Source organism: Bartonella krasnovii, from assembly GCF_003606345.3.
Taxonomy (GTDB): domain Bacteria; phylum Pseudomonadota; class Alphaproteobacteria; order Rhizobiales; family Rhizobiaceae; genus Bartonella; species Bartonella krasnovii.
In genome coordinates this window covers 1,010,712-1,025,400 of record NZ_CP031844.2, presented here as the reverse complement: position 1 = coordinate 1,025,400, position 14,689 = coordinate 1,010,712, and the positions used below count along the sequence as shown (strand labels likewise).

The following is a 14,689-nucleotide window of genomic DNA, read 5'->3' as shown; positions in this document are numbered from 1 at the left end:
TCAAAAATCTCATTACGTTTGTCGGTCAAGTTTAAAAACGGATTTCCCTTTTACAAAGGTTTGAAGTACACGTCCTTGAAAACGTGCATTTTCAAAAGGCGTATTTTTTGAACGTGAATAAAACTTCTCTGTCGAAACAACCCATGGTTCTTCAAGATCAACCACAATAAGGTCTGCATAAGCACCTTTTTTGAGTGTTCCTGCATCGAGTTCAAAGAGCTTTGCAGGCGCCGTTGATAAAAGCTCAGTTATCCGGAGAAGAGATAGGCTCTCATCATGATAAAGACGCAAAGTTGCACTCAATAAGGTCTCCATACCAATAGCACCGGCTGCTGCATCACTGAATGGTAAAAGTTTTGTGTCAATACCCTGAGGATCATGAGAAGAGACAATGATATCTATCGTCCGATCTCTTATTGCTTCAATCAGTGCTATCCGGTCTTCTTCTGTACGCAATGGGGGGATAAGGTGGAAAGAAGTTTGATATTGACCAATATCATTTTCGTTGAAAGATAAATGATTAATCGATACACCGGCTGAAATTTTTTCACTGCGCTGCTTGCTTAAGCGAAGGGCATCAGCAGAGAGCGCTGTCGATATCTGAGCGGCATGATAGCGTGTTTGTGTTAATGCCGCTAAGCGCAGATCCCTTTCAAGTGGGATAACTTCTGCTTCACGAGGGATGCCAGAAAGTCCTAGCCAACTAGCGAGCAATCCTTCATTCATGACACCTTGTCCTATAAGATCTTTATCTTGTGTTTCGTGGATCAATGGGACATCAAAATCGCGTGCATAAGTCATTGCACGTCGCATAACAGATGAATTTTGGAGTGTTTTTTTTCCTTCACTAAAAGCAACGGCTCCTGCATCTTTAAGCAAACCAAATTCGGTTATTTTTTGTCCGTCGAAACCTTGTGTGATTGCCGCAACGGGATAAATATTGACCGATGACATTTCCCCTGCTGTGCGCTTAATGAATTGAACGAGGGCAACATTATCAATAACTGGGTGCGTGTCTGGCATCATAAGAAAGGAAGTAATACCACCTGCTGCGGCAGCTTGACTTGCAGATGCAATCGTTTCATGATTTTCATTTCCGGGTTCTCCAACAAAAACACGCGCATCAACAAGTCCAGGGAGAATTGCTTTGTTTTGTGCATTAATAACTTCTGCTTCTGCAGGGATTCCCTGATTCAAAGCTTCTTTTCCAGCGGCTGTAATCCGTCCATTTTCGACAATAACTGTACCAATTTCATCAATTGCACGTGAAGGATCAATAATGCGAACCTTTTGAAAAACAATTGGTTTTATCATTTTTTTTCTCCATTGATCTTCAAGCGTGAATCTAATAAAGCTTCCATGACAGCCATACGCACTGCAATTCCCATTTCTACTTGTGTATGAATCATACTTTGTGGTCCATCGGCTATATCGGATGCAATCTCCACACCACGGTTTATGGGACCAGGATGCAAAATAATGCAATCATTTTTAGCATAAGCCAAATTTTCTTTATGTAAGCCAAAATAATGAAAATACTCACGTATGGAGGGAATAAAAGAGCCTGCCATACGTTCATGTTGTAAGCGTAACATCATGATAACGTCAGCATCTTTAAGGCCTTCTTTCATGCTGTTAAAAACCTCAACGCTCATATCGGCAATCCCTATGGGCAAGAGCGTGGAGGGTGCAACAACACGAACTCTGGCCCCCAAAGCATTAAGACTGAGGATATTGGAACGCGCGACACGCGAGTGCAAGATATCTCCGCAAATGGCAACCGTTAATCCTTCAATACGACCTTTTCCTCTTTTAATGGTGAGAGCATCTAATAAAGCTTGGGTTGGGTGTTCATGAGAACCATCACCGGCATTAATGACACAACAATCAACTTTTTGTGCTAATAGAGCTGCTGCTCCCGCACTGCTATGGCGAAAAACCAGTATATCTGGCTTCATAGCATTAAGCGTTGCAGCTGTATCAAGTAACGTTTCCCCTTTTTTTACAGATGAGTTGCCGATCGCTACACTCATCACGTCTGCTCCCAACCGTTTGCCTGCTAATTCAAAAGAAGATTGTGTTCGTGTAGAAGCTTCAAAAAAGAGATTAACTTGAGTCCGCCCATACAAAATAGATTTTGTTTTATCAATTTTGTTAGAAAGAATAATGTTTGCTTCTGCACGATCAAGCAATGTATTAAGATCTTGTACATTCAGATCTTTAATAGCTAAAAGATGTTTATGAGGGAAAAGTGGAAAAAAATTATCTTGAATCATAGCATTCTTCTTTATCTCTCTTTAAAACGGATTTAACAAGCATTTGTTTGAATATGATAAATGTTTCTTAACTCTAAAAAGACAAATAGTCTATGATATGAATGATTTGAATATAGGAATAGACTTATGAGTGCTGTCTCTGCGCAAAATGCTCGTCGAAAAAATACATTTCTTAGCGATACGCTTATGTTTCGTATAGCCTCTACTTTACCTAAGTTTTTACTAGCAAGCTTTGAAGAAATAGGAGATTTTGCTGCGAGTCGAGAAGCATGGAAGCTTTCTTGCTCAGCGAATCATTATAAACCTTCACTATATTATAACGATGAATGGGGGCAACAGGTAGAAAAATTAGAAATACATTCTTCCTATAAAGATCTCCAAAAATATTCTAGACAAGCAGGGTTGGTTACTTCGCTTTGGGAAAATACTTCTTCAGAAAATGGGGTGCGCTATCAAGCACGTGCGATTCGTTTGGCTTTATCTGCTGGTTTAGAAACAGGGCATTTGAATGAAGTTATTATAACGAGTGCAGCGATTGCTGTTTTAATTAGTGATAGTGATATCTTCAAAAAATGGCAAAATGTCCTTTTGTCACGCCAATATGATTCTTCCTCAAAGCCTATTGATCATAAAAAATCTGCTTCTCTAACGTGTGCTTTTGATGACATTGAACGATACGCTTTCAATTTTCCAAGTGTTAAAAAAATTTCTTTTGATGAAAATATGGAACGTGATCTGTATCGTTTAAATGTTGTAAAAACTAATGTCATTAATCCTACAGCTGATGGATATCTTGTTAGTGCGGATTTAAATGGTCATTTAAGTTGCTTTTTTGTTCCACGTATACAGGAAAATGGTGCATTAAATGGACTGATATCGATTCGTCATTTAATTCAGCGTTCTGGAGAACATTTAACACCAGAGGGAGTTGTTGATTTTCAAGGCAGTTATGGTTGGCTTTTGGGAAATCCTGGAGAAGGCCTTAAAGTCATTAAAGATATCGAAACGATGATGCGTTTTGATCAATCTGTCATATCGGCAGGTGTTTTGCGTGCGGCTCTTCAATTTGGTATAGATTTTTTCCGCACAAAAATGCCAAATCAGCCTTTACCACCACTAACAGAACGTATTTTTGCAGATATTGCATTAGATATTGCTGCTTCACAAGCATTAGTTTTGCGTTTAGCGCGAGCCTTTGACAATGCAGCAAATGACCGTTCTGAAGCCGCTTTCGCTCGCATTATGACACCTATTATTGCTTATCACGTCAGTCAATTGGTTGTGCCTATTATTGGAGAAATTATTGCACAACTTGGTATTGAAAGCTTTATAGAGAACAATCCCTTATCACAAATGTTGCATAATGGACCTGCGAGAATTGTGAGAAATAGTTCAGCTAATCAATTGGTAAAGGATGCCATTCTTATTGCTGAAAAAGCACCGGGATTGTTTCAGAAATTGTTAGAAAAAATTGCTCTTGATATTGGCCCGGCAGGACCACGTACCATTGAAATTATTAAGTCTGCTGGTGATATGGCCGCGGCAAATGAAGGAGCAGGAAGATTTTTTGTTGAACAAGTAGCTTATGCAGCAGCTGCTGCGTCATTACGTTCTACAGATATAGAACATGTTGCAAATGCCTATATGGAAAGCCGCCTTGGTGGACAATGGAGATCTTCTTATGGGATGCTCATTGCGCGCTATAATGCAGGTCATTTGCTCAATGTTCTCTATCCTTCCATATGATGAAAGTTTTGAATTCTATTGAGAGCACCTTGCAATATAAAAGCAGCAGCTGCCGAATCAATTCTGTTTGCTCTTTTAGTGCGTGATACATTCATTTCTAAAAGAGAACGTTCTGCGGCAATGGTTGATAAGCGTTCATCCCAAAAAACAAATGGAATTTCTGTATACGCTTTCATATTACTTACAAAAGCCTTAGTTGCTTGAACACGAGATCCACTGCTTCCATTCATATTAAGAGGTAAGCCAATAATAATAACACCTACATTTTCACGATCAAAAATTTTAATCAGTGTGTGAGCATCTTCTGTAAATTTTTTTCGCTGAAGCACAGGACGCGGATTTGAAACAATTAGTCCCATATCAGAAATCGCAACTCCAATCGTTTTTGTCCCTAAATCCAAGCCTGCTATTGTTTGTCCAGGCAAAAGATGTGTCATAACTTCATTGATATTAATAACAGTCATAAGAATTATAATACGTTTTTTAATGTTTCAGATCTATAATTATATCCTTTATTCATGTTATCTAATATTCTTGCACTTGCAAGTGCAGCCTTGTATAGCCAGAATAAAGATTAATAAATAAAAGAAAACAGAAAGGCGTAAAGAGTATGTCTGTTGATCAAGAAACCGTTAAGCGGGTTGCACGTTTAGCACGGATTGCCATTCAAGATAATGAGGTAGAGCCTATGACAAAAAAATTCAATGCTGTCCTAGGTTTTGTAGAACAATTGAATGAAGTTGATGTCAGTGAAGTTGAACCATTAACATCTCTGATACCGATGACTCTACGAATGCGCGAAGATCGTGTTACAGATGGCAATAAAGCAGCAGATATTGTCGCCAATGCCCCTGTTACAGAAGAAAACTTTTTTCTTGTCTCAAAAATTGTTGAGTAACTTTTTATATTTTTGAAATTTGAGAACCAATATGACTGATTTAACAACCCTCACAATTGCACAAGCTCGTGATGCTCTCATAAAGAAAAAGCTCAAAGCAACGGAACTAACAGAAGCCTATTTAAAAGCTATAGAATTGGCTAATCCTACTTTGAATGCTTATGTAACAATAACAGCAGAACAAGCAAGAAAAATGGCTGCTGAATCAGAAGATCGCTTGGCGAGAGGAGAGGGGGGGCTTTTAGAAGGGATTCCCTTAGGAGTTAAAGATCTTTTTGCAACCCGTGGTGTTCATACTCAAGCTTGCTCAAATATCCTTGATGGTTTTAAACCGCATTATGAATCAACCGTTACGGCTAATTTATGGCAAGATGGTGCCGTAATGCTAGGGAAACTTAATATGGATGAGTTTGCTATGGGCTCTTCTAATGAGACATCATATTATGGTCCCGTTATTAATCCATGGAGAAAAAAAGGCTTAAATGAAAAACTTGTTCCTGGTGGCTCTTCGGGGGGATCGTCTGCCGCTGTTGCTGCACAAATTTGTGCAGGCGCAACAGCAACAGATACAGGTGGATCAATACGCCAACCAGCAGCTTTTACGGGTACTGTAGGAATAAAGCCAACTTATGGACGTTGTTCACGATGGGGACTTGTCGCGTTTGCTTCATCCCTTGATCAAGCTGGGCCTATTGCTAGAGATGTTCGTGACTGTGCTATCTTACTCAGATCAATGGCCTCTTTTGATGAAAAAGATTCTACTTCTATGAATTTACCAGTTCCTGATTATGAAAGTTATCTTGGTCAATCAATTAAAGGAATGAAAATTGGTATTCCCAAAGAATATTATCTGGATGGAATGTCTTCTGAAATTATTGAGCTTTGGCAAAATGGGATAAATTGGTTAAAAGATGCAGGCGCTGAAATACACGATATTTCTTTACCCCATACAAAATATGCTCTACCTTCTTATTATATTATAGCTCCTGCAGAAGCCTCTTCTAATTTAGCGCGTTATGATGGTGTCCGTTTTGGTTTGCGTATACCAGGAAAAGATATCATTGAAATGTATGAAAATACGCGTTCTGTTGGTTTTGGTGATGAAGTCAAACGGCGTATTTTGATTGGGACTTATGTTCTTTCATCAGGCTATTATGATGCCTGTTATCTAAGAGCTCAAAAAGTAAGAACACTTGTAAAACGTGATTTTGATCAATGTTTTGATTCAGGCATTGATGCTATTCTTACACCAGCAACACCAACACCTGCCTTTGGTATTGCTGATGAAAAAATAAAAAATGATGCTGTCGCAATGTATCTTAATGATATTTTTACGGTACCGGTTAATATGGCTGGTTTACCAGGAATTTCTGTTCCTGCTGGTTTGTCATCAAATGCTTTACCCCTGGGATTGCAATTGATTGGTAAACCTTTTGCTGAAGAGGTCATTTTCCAAATAGCACATATTATTGAACAAGCAGCAGGAACATTTTGTGCAGAAAAATGGTGGATATAATCATTAAGCTGAAAAGCATTTCTCATCAGTGATGAGAAATGCTTTCTTAAAAGTGAGGAGGGATGGGCCCTATTCCTTTAATTTTTTATCTTTATCCACCAAGATAGGCTTCTTTAACGCGCGGATCAGAAAGCATAGCTTTTCCTTCACCGTGAAATAAAATATGCCCTACCTCTAAAATATATGCATAATCAGCTATAGAAAGTGCAGCAAATGCATTTTGTTCAATAAGAAGAACAGTTTTTCCCATATCATTAATTTTCCGGATAATCGAAAAAATTTCCCGGACAAGAAGGGGGGCTAATCCCAATGAGGGTTCATCTAATATGACCATATCAGGATTACTCATGAGTGCGCGCCCTACAGCAATCATTTGTTGTTCTCCACCTGACATTGTTCCTCCCAACTGTTTTGATCTTTCACGTAGGCGTGGGAAAAGATCAAATATCCATTCAATATCACGAGAAATTCCCTGTTTATCATGACGGATATAAGCGCCCAGATGAAGATTTTCTAAAACAGTAAAATGGGGCATAATACGTCGCCCTTCAGGGCTTAGAGCAATCCCTAATCGCAAAATCTCTTCTGGTGTTTTTTTAATAATTGATTCGCCATTATAGGTAATTTCTCCATAAACAGAGCGATTAAGTCCTGTAATAGAACGTACAATACTGCTTTTTCCTGCACCATTAGCTCCAATTAAAGTAACAATACTTCCTTTTTTTATGGACATAGAAAGATTTTGGACAGCTTTAATGGCACCATAATGAACGTGAAGATTTTTTATTTTAAGAATATCCATAAACATCTCCGCCAAGATAAGCTTCAATAACTTTTGGGTCATTACGAATTTCATCTGGTGTGCCATTGGCAATGCAACAGCCATATTCCATAACCAAAATATGTTGGCAAAGCTCCATAACCACTTTCATATCGTGCTCAATAAGAAGAATTGTAAGATCAAAGTCTTTTTGCACTTTTGCTATGAATTTTCTAAGGTCTTCACTTTCTTGCGGATTCATGCCAGCGACAGGTTCATCAAGAAGAAGCAATTTAGGCCTTGTGGCTAACGCACGTGCGATTTCTAAACGCCGTTGCACACCATAAGGTAAAGCTGTTGCTAATTGATTAGCAAGATGATCAAGTTGTAACTGTTCAAGAAGCTCCATGGAATTTTTATAAACTTCTCTTTTTTCTCTCATTGCTTTTGAAAAAAAGAGAGCCGAACAAAACCAAGGATATTTTTGACGGACATGAGCGCCTACCATAACGTTCTGTAAAACCGTTAACCCTGAAAAAAGACGAATATTTTGAAATGTTCTGGCAATATGACGTCTGCAGACAATATAAGGAGGTTCTCCAGAAATTTTTTGCTCATCAAAAAGAATGGTACCACTTGTAGGGGCATAAAATCCAGAAATCATATTGAAAACTGTTGTTTTTCCGGCACCATTGGGACCAATTAATCCAGTTATGCTTCTTCGTTTAATGGCCATATTAACATTATTGACAGCAATTAATCCGCCAAAACGCATTACAATATCATTGAGTGAAAGAAGAGTGTTGTTCATAGCTTCCCCTCAGTATTAGAAAACTTTTTGCGTACCAAAAAGCTATAAATTCCATTCCACGAGAATTCACGTTGTCCCATCAACCCTTTTCTCCAAAATAAAATAATTACTAGCAATAAAAGAGAGAAAACAACCATGCGAAGTCCTGGTGTTTCTGGAATATGTATAAAGCCTAAGTCAAATGGACTTTCAATAATACGAAGCCATTCAAGCATGACGGTAATAATAACGCTACCAATAATACTTCCTGTAATTGAGCCAAGACCACCAGCAACGACAATCATCAAAATATTAAAAGTGAGCAAAAAATTAAACATTTTCGGATCAATGGTTGAAATAAGAGCAGCCATTAATGCGCCACCTATTCCTGCAAAAAATGCCCCAACAGTAAAAGAAAAACTACGGTAGAAAAAAGCATTAATTCCCATAGTTTTCGCAGCAATTTCATCATCACGAATAGCCCGTAATACATTACCCGTATTGCTTCGCAGTAAGAGAACAATAAAGAGAATTGTAAATGCTAACCAACCATAGTTCCACCATAATGTTGCATTTTGAGGTATTCCTTTGATTCCCAAAGAACCATTTGTGAGAGATGTCGCATTCGTAATGACAATGCGGATAATTTCTGCAAAACCCAATGTTGCAATTCCGAGATAATCACCACCAAGACGTAATATTGGCAAAGCAATCAATAAACCGATAATTGCTGCACACAAACCACTGATAACAACAGCGACAAAAAAAGGGAATTGTAGATGGGATAATGGCTCAGCTATGGGGTCAAGAATCCACATCATCTCTTTTTGTTCAGGGGAAAGAAGTAAAATTGCGCAGACATAAGAGCCAATAGCCATAAAGCCAGCATGTCCAAGGGAAAACATACCTGTAAAGCCATAAATCAAATTAAGTGAAATTGCCAAGATCGCATTAATAGCAATTAAATTGATGATACGAAGTGTATAATCATTAAAATGGTTATCCGCATAGAATAAAAAACCTATAAGAACGAAAATACTGATACACGATAAAAAAATTGTCGCTGACTTTGGCATTAGATTTTCTCCTGACTTTTTTTACCCATTAATCCTGTGGGCAATACCAATAAAATCAGAATCAATAAAATGAAAGCGAAGGCATCACGATATCCAGATAGCGCGGGGAAAAATGCGATAATCATAATTTCAATAAACCCTAATAATAATCCTCCCAACATTGCTCCTGGTATCGAACCGATACCTCCGATAACAGCAGCGATAAAGGCTTTAAGACCAGGAAGAACACCCATATAAGGCTGAATTTGAGGGTAACGTAAAGACCACATAATGCCGGCTATAGCTGCAAGTGCTGAGCCTATCCCAAATGTAAAAGCAATGACTTTATTGACAGAAACCCCCATCAAACGCGTCGTTTCAATATCATGAGAGATTGCACGCATAGCAAGACCAGGCTTTGTTTTATGGATAATCCATAACAGTAAAACAATAAGAATCAATGACACAATGGGAACAATCAATGACATGGGAGCAATTCTAATGATACCTTCTGCTTCTGATCCTAATTGCCATAAAAATGGTGTTACCAGAAAATCTGGTTGTTTTACACCTTTGGGAACACCACTAAAGAGTACAGTAGCAAGATTTTCAATAAAAAAAGAAACACCAATTGCACCGATAAGCGCTGAAATACGCGGCGCATGACGTAGAGGTTTATAAGCGAGTTGATCAACAATAATCCCTACTGCACTTGTAATAAAAATAGAAAAACAAAGAGCTAAAACCCAGATTGGGGTAAAATCTTGTGGAGAAATTTTTAAATAATAAACAATCCCTAACGCAAAAATTAAAAAAACAGCAATCCAATAAATTGAAGGACGCCTTTTAAACCCTATAAATACTGAATAATAAATAAGAGCAGCGAGGAACAAAAGAAGAAGAGCTGCCCACGCAGGCATAAAGCTAATTGTGGAAAAGAAAACAAAATAGGCCCCCAGCATAAAGATATCACCGTGAGCAAAGTTAATCAGTCTCAATATACCGTAAACCATGGTGTACCCAATAGCGATAAGCCCATAAAGAGACCCCAATGCCAGTGCATTAAAAAAATACTGGATGAACATTTCAGTGCTCATCTCTCATCCTTCCACATTTGTTAATTTACATAGGATAGTAAGATTTTTTTAAACTTTTGGTTGAGAAAAATATTCTCAACCAATTTTTCCATTTCAATTTTAATACGTACAATTTTTAAATTAAAAAGCAGGCTTAACTTCTTCTAAATAAACACGTTTTCCATCCTGTATTTTAATGATACCAATAGGAATTCTAGGGTTATGATTTTCATCCATCGACATATCACCAAAAGGCGTTTGAAAATCTTTTAACTTGCTTAGCGCAAGCGTAATTTTTTCACGATCAGCGCTGCCAGCATTTTCAATAGCCTTCATAAACATCATATAACTTGTGTATCCCAGAACTGAATTGATATTGGGCTCTTTGTCAGGATAAGCTTTTTTCCATTCCTCTGTGAATTTTTGCGCAGCGGCTGACATATTTGGCATATCCTCACTATAGGGGAGTGTCGTATGTAAGAAACCTTCTGCCGCACTTCCTGCAATGGTAATGGTTTCTGGATTATCCATGGCATCTCCACCTATAATTTGAAACTTTGCTCCTAATTCACGCGCTTGTTTCATGATGATGGCACCTTCAGAAAAGTAAGATGGAATGAATAAAATATCAGGTTTTTTTGCGATAATCTGTGTGAGAACAGCTGAAAAATCCTGATCTCCAGAATTATAATTTAAATTTGAGATAACTTCACCACCTAATTTTTTGAAAGCACGCGTAAAATAACTTGCAAGCCCAATGGCATAATCACTTGAAATATCTTTGAGGATAGCGGCTTTTTTTGCCTTTAAAACTTGGCTTATATAAGTTGCAACGCCGATTCCTTGATAGGAATCAATAAAACAAGCGCGAAAGTAATATTTTTTACCCTGTGTAACAAGGGGACTCGTTGAAGAAGTTGCTATGGTCGGAGTCTTTGCTTTTTCAGATATTTCACCACCTGCTAGTGAGAGTGAAGAACCATAGCTACCAATAATTCCACTTACCTTTTCACTTGCTGTTAAACGCATAACAGCATTCGCTGCTTCCACTTTATCAGACTTATTATCAATAATAACAAGTTCCACTTTGCGTCCCAAAACTTCTGGGACTTGTTTATGAGCTAATTCGATTCCTCGAATTTCAAGCTGACCTCCAAAGGCATTTTGACCACTTAATGGAAGATAAACACCAATTTTTATAGGTTCACTCGCATAAACATTCGCTGTAAGTGCCATAAAAGTGGTGATTGTCGTAAGGATTTTCTTCAATCGCATTGCGCATTTTCCTTAATTGAATTGTCGTTCTTGCACCTTATATTGAACTTCTTCATCATGCAAGTTACACATTAATGAAAATATCATTATGTGAAAAACTTTTATATGAGCTTTTTTGTTTGGCCCTTTTTGTAGGATATGTAAAGCCTACAATCAAACAGTTTTATAAATATTTTTATAAATTTCATGTTGATATTAACGTGTAAGAGATACGACAATATGGGGAAATCTTATCTTGGGGCTTGCGTGTTGATACAAGAGCAATGTTTACTTAAACCTAGAGAATCAATATCGTACAATTTATAAGCTACAGGATCACGTTATTATGACGAGTAAGGATGCATTAAAAGATTGTTCCCTATCTGAGGATAGTATAGGTGCTTGTGGGGAGATTATCGAAGTCAGTGGTGTCATTAAGTGGTTTGATGGTAGTAAGGGCTATGGATTTATTGTACCTGATTTACCTCATTTTCCTGATATATTATTGCATGTTACAGTCATGCGAAGGGATGGTTTCCAAACAGCTTTGGAGGGCGCTAAAGTTATTTGCGCTGTGGAAAAAACTGAGCGAGGGTTAAAATGCGTTCAAGTGAAATCCATCGATTGTTCTTCAGCGGTTCATCCATCAGAAGTTCCTGCCCGTACTCATGTTGTTGTTACTCCAGAAAGTGGTCTAGAACGTGCAATTGTTAAGTGGTTTAATCGTGACAAAGGTTTTGGTTTTCTTAGCCGTGGGCAGGGGACAGAAGATATTTTTATTCATATGGAGACATTGCGCCGTTTTGGTTTAGCAGAGCTTCGTTCAGGGCAAGTTGTTCTTGTTCGGTTTGGTAAAGGGGAAAAAGGTTTGATGACAGCAGAAATTTATCCAGATATAGGGTTTCCTTTTGCAACACATTAAATCGTTACTTATTGAATTTTACGAATAAAATCATTATGTTTTTGTATTTTAAAAAGGGTGGTTATTGTATAAATAGCTATAGGGGGTCTTTGTTATGGCTCTTGTAAATTTATAAACTAAATAAAAAAATGCGCGTATCTATTGAAAAAATAAGGAAAACAAGAGAACAACTCTCTAGTTGTTTGGCTTTTAAACTCTGATATTTTCTATTTTAGAAACAAAATTTAATTTTTTTATGGTATAGACAAGAATGTTAAAGCCTTTTAAAAAAGGATATATTGTTTTATGGGCGATGCTTTTTATGTTAGAAATGCGCATTGTTGTCGCGAAAGAGCCCATGGAGATTCCTGTCCATCCGGTTCCTTTAGAAATACACACAAGCCAAGGTACAATTTCTTATAAGGTAGAGATTGCTTTTACTCCCTCTCAAGAAGCAGCTGGTTTAATGTATCGAACTGATTTTCCACGCGATCGTGCAATGCTTTTTAAGCAGAAAAAAAATTATCAATCGGGAGGTGAACAAAAGCTTTTTATGTGGATGAAAAATACACCATTGCCCTTAGATATGATTTTTTTAAACTCTGAAGGGGTTATTGTATCGATTATTGAAAACACTTCTCCATTTTCAAAAAAGATCATTTCATCAGGTGTTCCGGCAGCTTTTGCACTTGAGATTAATGCTGGTGAAGTTTCTGAAAAACAGATACAAAAAGGGCAACATATTATTCATCCTGTTATTTGTGGAAAGTGTAATAAACAATGACAGCTGAGGACGTTCATTTTTTTGAATATGATGGTTTGCGCTTTGCTTATCGAGAAGAAGGGCAGGGTGAACCTATTTTGTTGATTCATGGTTTTGGGTCTTCTGCTCGGGTGAATTGGTATGCAACGGGTTGGTTTCGTATTCTCACTGAAGCGGGATATCGTGTTATTGCTCTTGATAATCGAGGACATGGTGATTCAGTTAAAAGTTATGATCCTAGCTTTTATACACCTCAAGCTATGGCTGGCGATGCGGTCAAACTCTTACAGCATTTAGAATTATCTAAAGCTCATGTTATGGGATATTCTATGGGAGCTCGTATTAGTGCTTTTATGGCTCTTTTATATCCAACATATGTGAACAGCGTTATTTTTGGTGGTTTAGGTATTGGTATGGTAACGGGTGCAGGAAATTGGGAACCTGTTGCTGAGGCTCTTTTAGCGGAAGATCCCTCTACCATTACTAATACGCGTGGTTTAATGTTCCGTAAATTTGCTGATCAAACAAAAAGTGATAGACGTGCTCTAGCTGCTTGTATTATCACATCAAAACAGGAGTTAACGGCATCTGAAATTTATAAAATTGAACAACCCGCACTTGTTGCCGTTGGTTCATTAGATGAGATTGGCGGTGCTGCAGAGCCATTAGCAGCTTTGTTACCTTGTGGCGAGGCTTTATCAATTCCTGGTCGAGATCATATGCTTGCTGTAGGTGATAAAGTTTATAAAAAAGGTGTTATCAATTTTCTTTCTCGTTATCCTATAAAATAAAAACTTTTGATAGGCCTTAGCATTTACAAAAATACCCAATATTTTTGCATATAAACTCAAAAGCTTGTTTAAAAACTTTTCCATTTTGACATAAGTTTTTATAAAAATAGGCAGGAGAATAAACTCTTATTCACTTATTTTGTATATTTTTAAAACTATGTAATTATTTTAAGCTTAGATAACTATATTTAAAGTTTGTTAAATAGAATTATTTTTGAGTGATGTAATAATGTTTTTGCTAAAAAGCATAGTTTTAAATGAAAAATTATTATTATTTTATTTTTTATAGAAGGGAGAGAATTATAAATCATTGATTAATTTTTTCGTCTAAACATGCCTCATGAATACATAATGCTAAAATTGGAAATAAAGTAAAATTATTTAAAATATACAGTTTTATGCCATTTTTTTATCTATACGGGTATATTTAATAATGATAGACTCCTTTTATAAAAGTTCTTTATGAATATATAAAGAAAGAGCTGTAAATATATGTAATATTAAGTCAATATTCAGATTAAGCTTTTTTATTGGCTTTACAGAATCAGATAAGTGTCTTATTCGCGCGACACGCGGTTATTTTAATTGTTTCAAAAAACAGGAGAGCATAGTGAATGCTGATGAAATAAAAAAACTTGATAATTATTTAAAAAATACATTCCAAAACTCAGCATTGCAAGTCAAAGCACGGCCTAAAAAGAATGATTCTTGTGAGGTCTATATGGGGGATGAGTTTCTAGGCGTTATCTATCGAGATGAAGATGAAGATGAGCTATCTTATAATTTTTCAATGGCTATATTGGATATTGATTTAGAAAACTGATTGGCTATTCATCCTTGAATAAAATCTTTTTTCCCATAAG

The 14,689-nt window shown here is 37.0% G+C and carries 15 protein-coding genes; 7 read left to right on the top strand and 8 right to left on the bottom strand.

Annotated elements, in window-relative coordinates; genetic code table 11:
• Positions 1-12 precede the first annotated feature (12 nt).
• Complete coding sequence (locus D1092_RS04365; RefSeq protein ID WP_120122349.1) at positions 13-1,314, bottom strand: dihydroorotase; 1,302 nt, start codon at positions 1,312-1,314, stop codon at positions 13-15.
• Complete coding sequence (locus tag D1092_RS04360; protein WP_120122348.1) at positions 1,311-2,276, bottom strand: aspartate carbamoyltransferase catalytic subunit; 966 nt, start codon at positions 2,274-2,276, stop codon at positions 1,311-1,313. The genes D1092_RS04365 and D1092_RS04360 overlap by 4 nt, the downstream gene beginning before the upstream one ends.
• A gap of 126 nt (positions 2,277-2,402) precedes the next feature.
• Between D1092_RS04360 and D1092_RS04355 the strand changes: the two genes are divergently transcribed.
• A complete protein-coding gene (locus D1092_RS04355) occupies positions 2,403-4,022 on the top strand; it encodes an acyl-CoA dehydrogenase family protein (protein ID WP_120122347.1) in 1,620 nt (539 codons plus the stop codon).
• Here the strand turns inward: D1092_RS04355 and ruvX are convergent.
• Positions 4,007-4,486 (bottom strand): Holliday junction resolvase RuvX, encoded by a 480-nt coding sequence (gene ruvX / locus D1092_RS04350; RefSeq protein WP_120122346.1) that lies wholly within the window; start codon positions 4,484-4,486, stop codon positions 4,007-4,009. The two genes, D1092_RS04355 and ruvX, sit on opposite strands and share 16 nt — an antisense overlap.
• Before the next feature lie 146 nt (positions 4,487-4,632).
• On the opposite strand from ruvX, the gene gatC reads away from it, so the two are divergent.
• Both gatC and gatA read left to right on the top strand, forming a co-directional pair.
• A complete protein-coding gene (gene gatC, locus D1092_RS04345) occupies positions 4,633-4,920 on the top strand; it encodes an Asp-tRNA(Asn)/Glu-tRNA(Gln) amidotransferase subunit GatC (RefSeq protein WP_120122345.1) in 288 nt (95 codons plus the stop codon).
• A gap of 31 nt (positions 4,921-4,951) precedes the next feature.
• Positions 4,952-6,436, top strand: a complete 1,485-nt coding sequence (gatA, locus tag D1092_RS04340; protein ID WP_120122344.1) for an Asp-tRNA(Asn)/Glu-tRNA(Gln) amidotransferase subunit GatA — start codon at positions 4,952-4,954, stop codon at positions 6,434-6,436.
• A gap of 91 nt (positions 6,437-6,527) precedes the next feature.
• Here gatA and D1092_RS04335 read toward each other — a convergent pair whose 3' ends face one another.
• From D1092_RS04335 to D1092_RS04315, 5 genes are all read right to left on the bottom strand, one after another.
• The gene (locus D1092_RS04335) at positions 6,528-7,238 is read right to left on the bottom strand and encodes an ABC transporter ATP-binding protein (RefSeq protein ID WP_120122343.1); all 711 of its coding nucleotides are present in this window, start codon (positions 7,236-7,238) and stop codon (positions 6,528-6,530) included.
• Positions 7,225-8,007: an ABC transporter ATP-binding protein gene (locus D1092_RS04330; protein WP_120122342.1), complete on the bottom strand. Its 783-nt coding sequence runs from the start codon at positions 8,005-8,007 to the stop codon at positions 7,225-7,227. Before D1092_RS04330 ends, D1092_RS04335 begins: the two co-directional genes overlap by 14 nt.
• Entirely contained in the window at positions 8,004-9,062 is a 1,059-nt protein-coding gene (locus tag D1092_RS04325) for a branched-chain amino acid ABC transporter permease (RefSeq protein ID WP_120122341.1), read from the bottom strand. Before D1092_RS04325 ends, D1092_RS04330 begins: the two co-directional genes overlap by 4 nt.
• Positions 9,062-10,138, bottom strand: coding sequence for a branched-chain amino acid ABC transporter permease (locus tag D1092_RS04320; RefSeq protein ID WP_120122340.1), 1,077 nt, complete (start codon positions 10,136-10,138; stop codon positions 9,062-9,064). The genes D1092_RS04325 and D1092_RS04320 overlap by 1 nt, the downstream gene beginning before the upstream one ends.
• A gap of 120 nt (positions 10,139-10,258) precedes the next feature.
• A complete protein-coding gene (locus D1092_RS04315; RefSeq protein WP_120122339.1) occupies positions 10,259-11,392 on the bottom strand; it encodes an ABC transporter substrate-binding protein in 1,134 nt (377 codons plus the stop codon).
• A 325-nt stretch (positions 11,393-11,717) separates the two neighbouring features.
• On the opposite strand from D1092_RS04315, the gene D1092_RS04310 reads away from it, so the two are divergent.
• The 4 genes from D1092_RS04310 to D1092_RS04295 all read left to right on the top strand — a co-directional run bounded on the left by D1092_RS04310 (position 11,718) and on the right by D1092_RS04295 (position 14,649).
• Positions 11,718-12,293 (top strand): cold-shock protein, encoded by a 576-nt coding sequence (locus D1092_RS04310; RefSeq protein ID WP_120122338.1) that lies wholly within the window; start codon positions 11,718-11,720, stop codon positions 12,291-12,293.
• A 250-nt stretch (positions 12,294-12,543) separates the two neighbouring features.
• Positions 12,544-13,056: a DUF192 domain-containing protein gene (locus D1092_RS04305; protein WP_120122337.1), complete on the top strand. Its 513-nt coding sequence runs from the start codon at positions 12,544-12,546 to the stop codon at positions 13,054-13,056.
• Positions 13,053-13,826, top strand: a complete 774-nt coding sequence (locus tag D1092_RS04300; RefSeq protein WP_120122336.1) for an alpha/beta fold hydrolase — start codon at positions 13,053-13,055, stop codon at positions 13,824-13,826. The genes D1092_RS04305 and D1092_RS04300 overlap by 4 nt, the downstream gene beginning before the upstream one ends.
• A 610-nt stretch (positions 13,827-14,436) precedes the next feature.
• Positions 14,437-14,649, top strand: coding sequence for a DUF3126 family protein (locus D1092_RS04295; RefSeq protein ID WP_120122335.1), 213 nt, complete (start codon positions 14,437-14,439; stop codon positions 14,647-14,649).
• Positions 14,650-14,689: the final 40 nt, after the last annotated feature.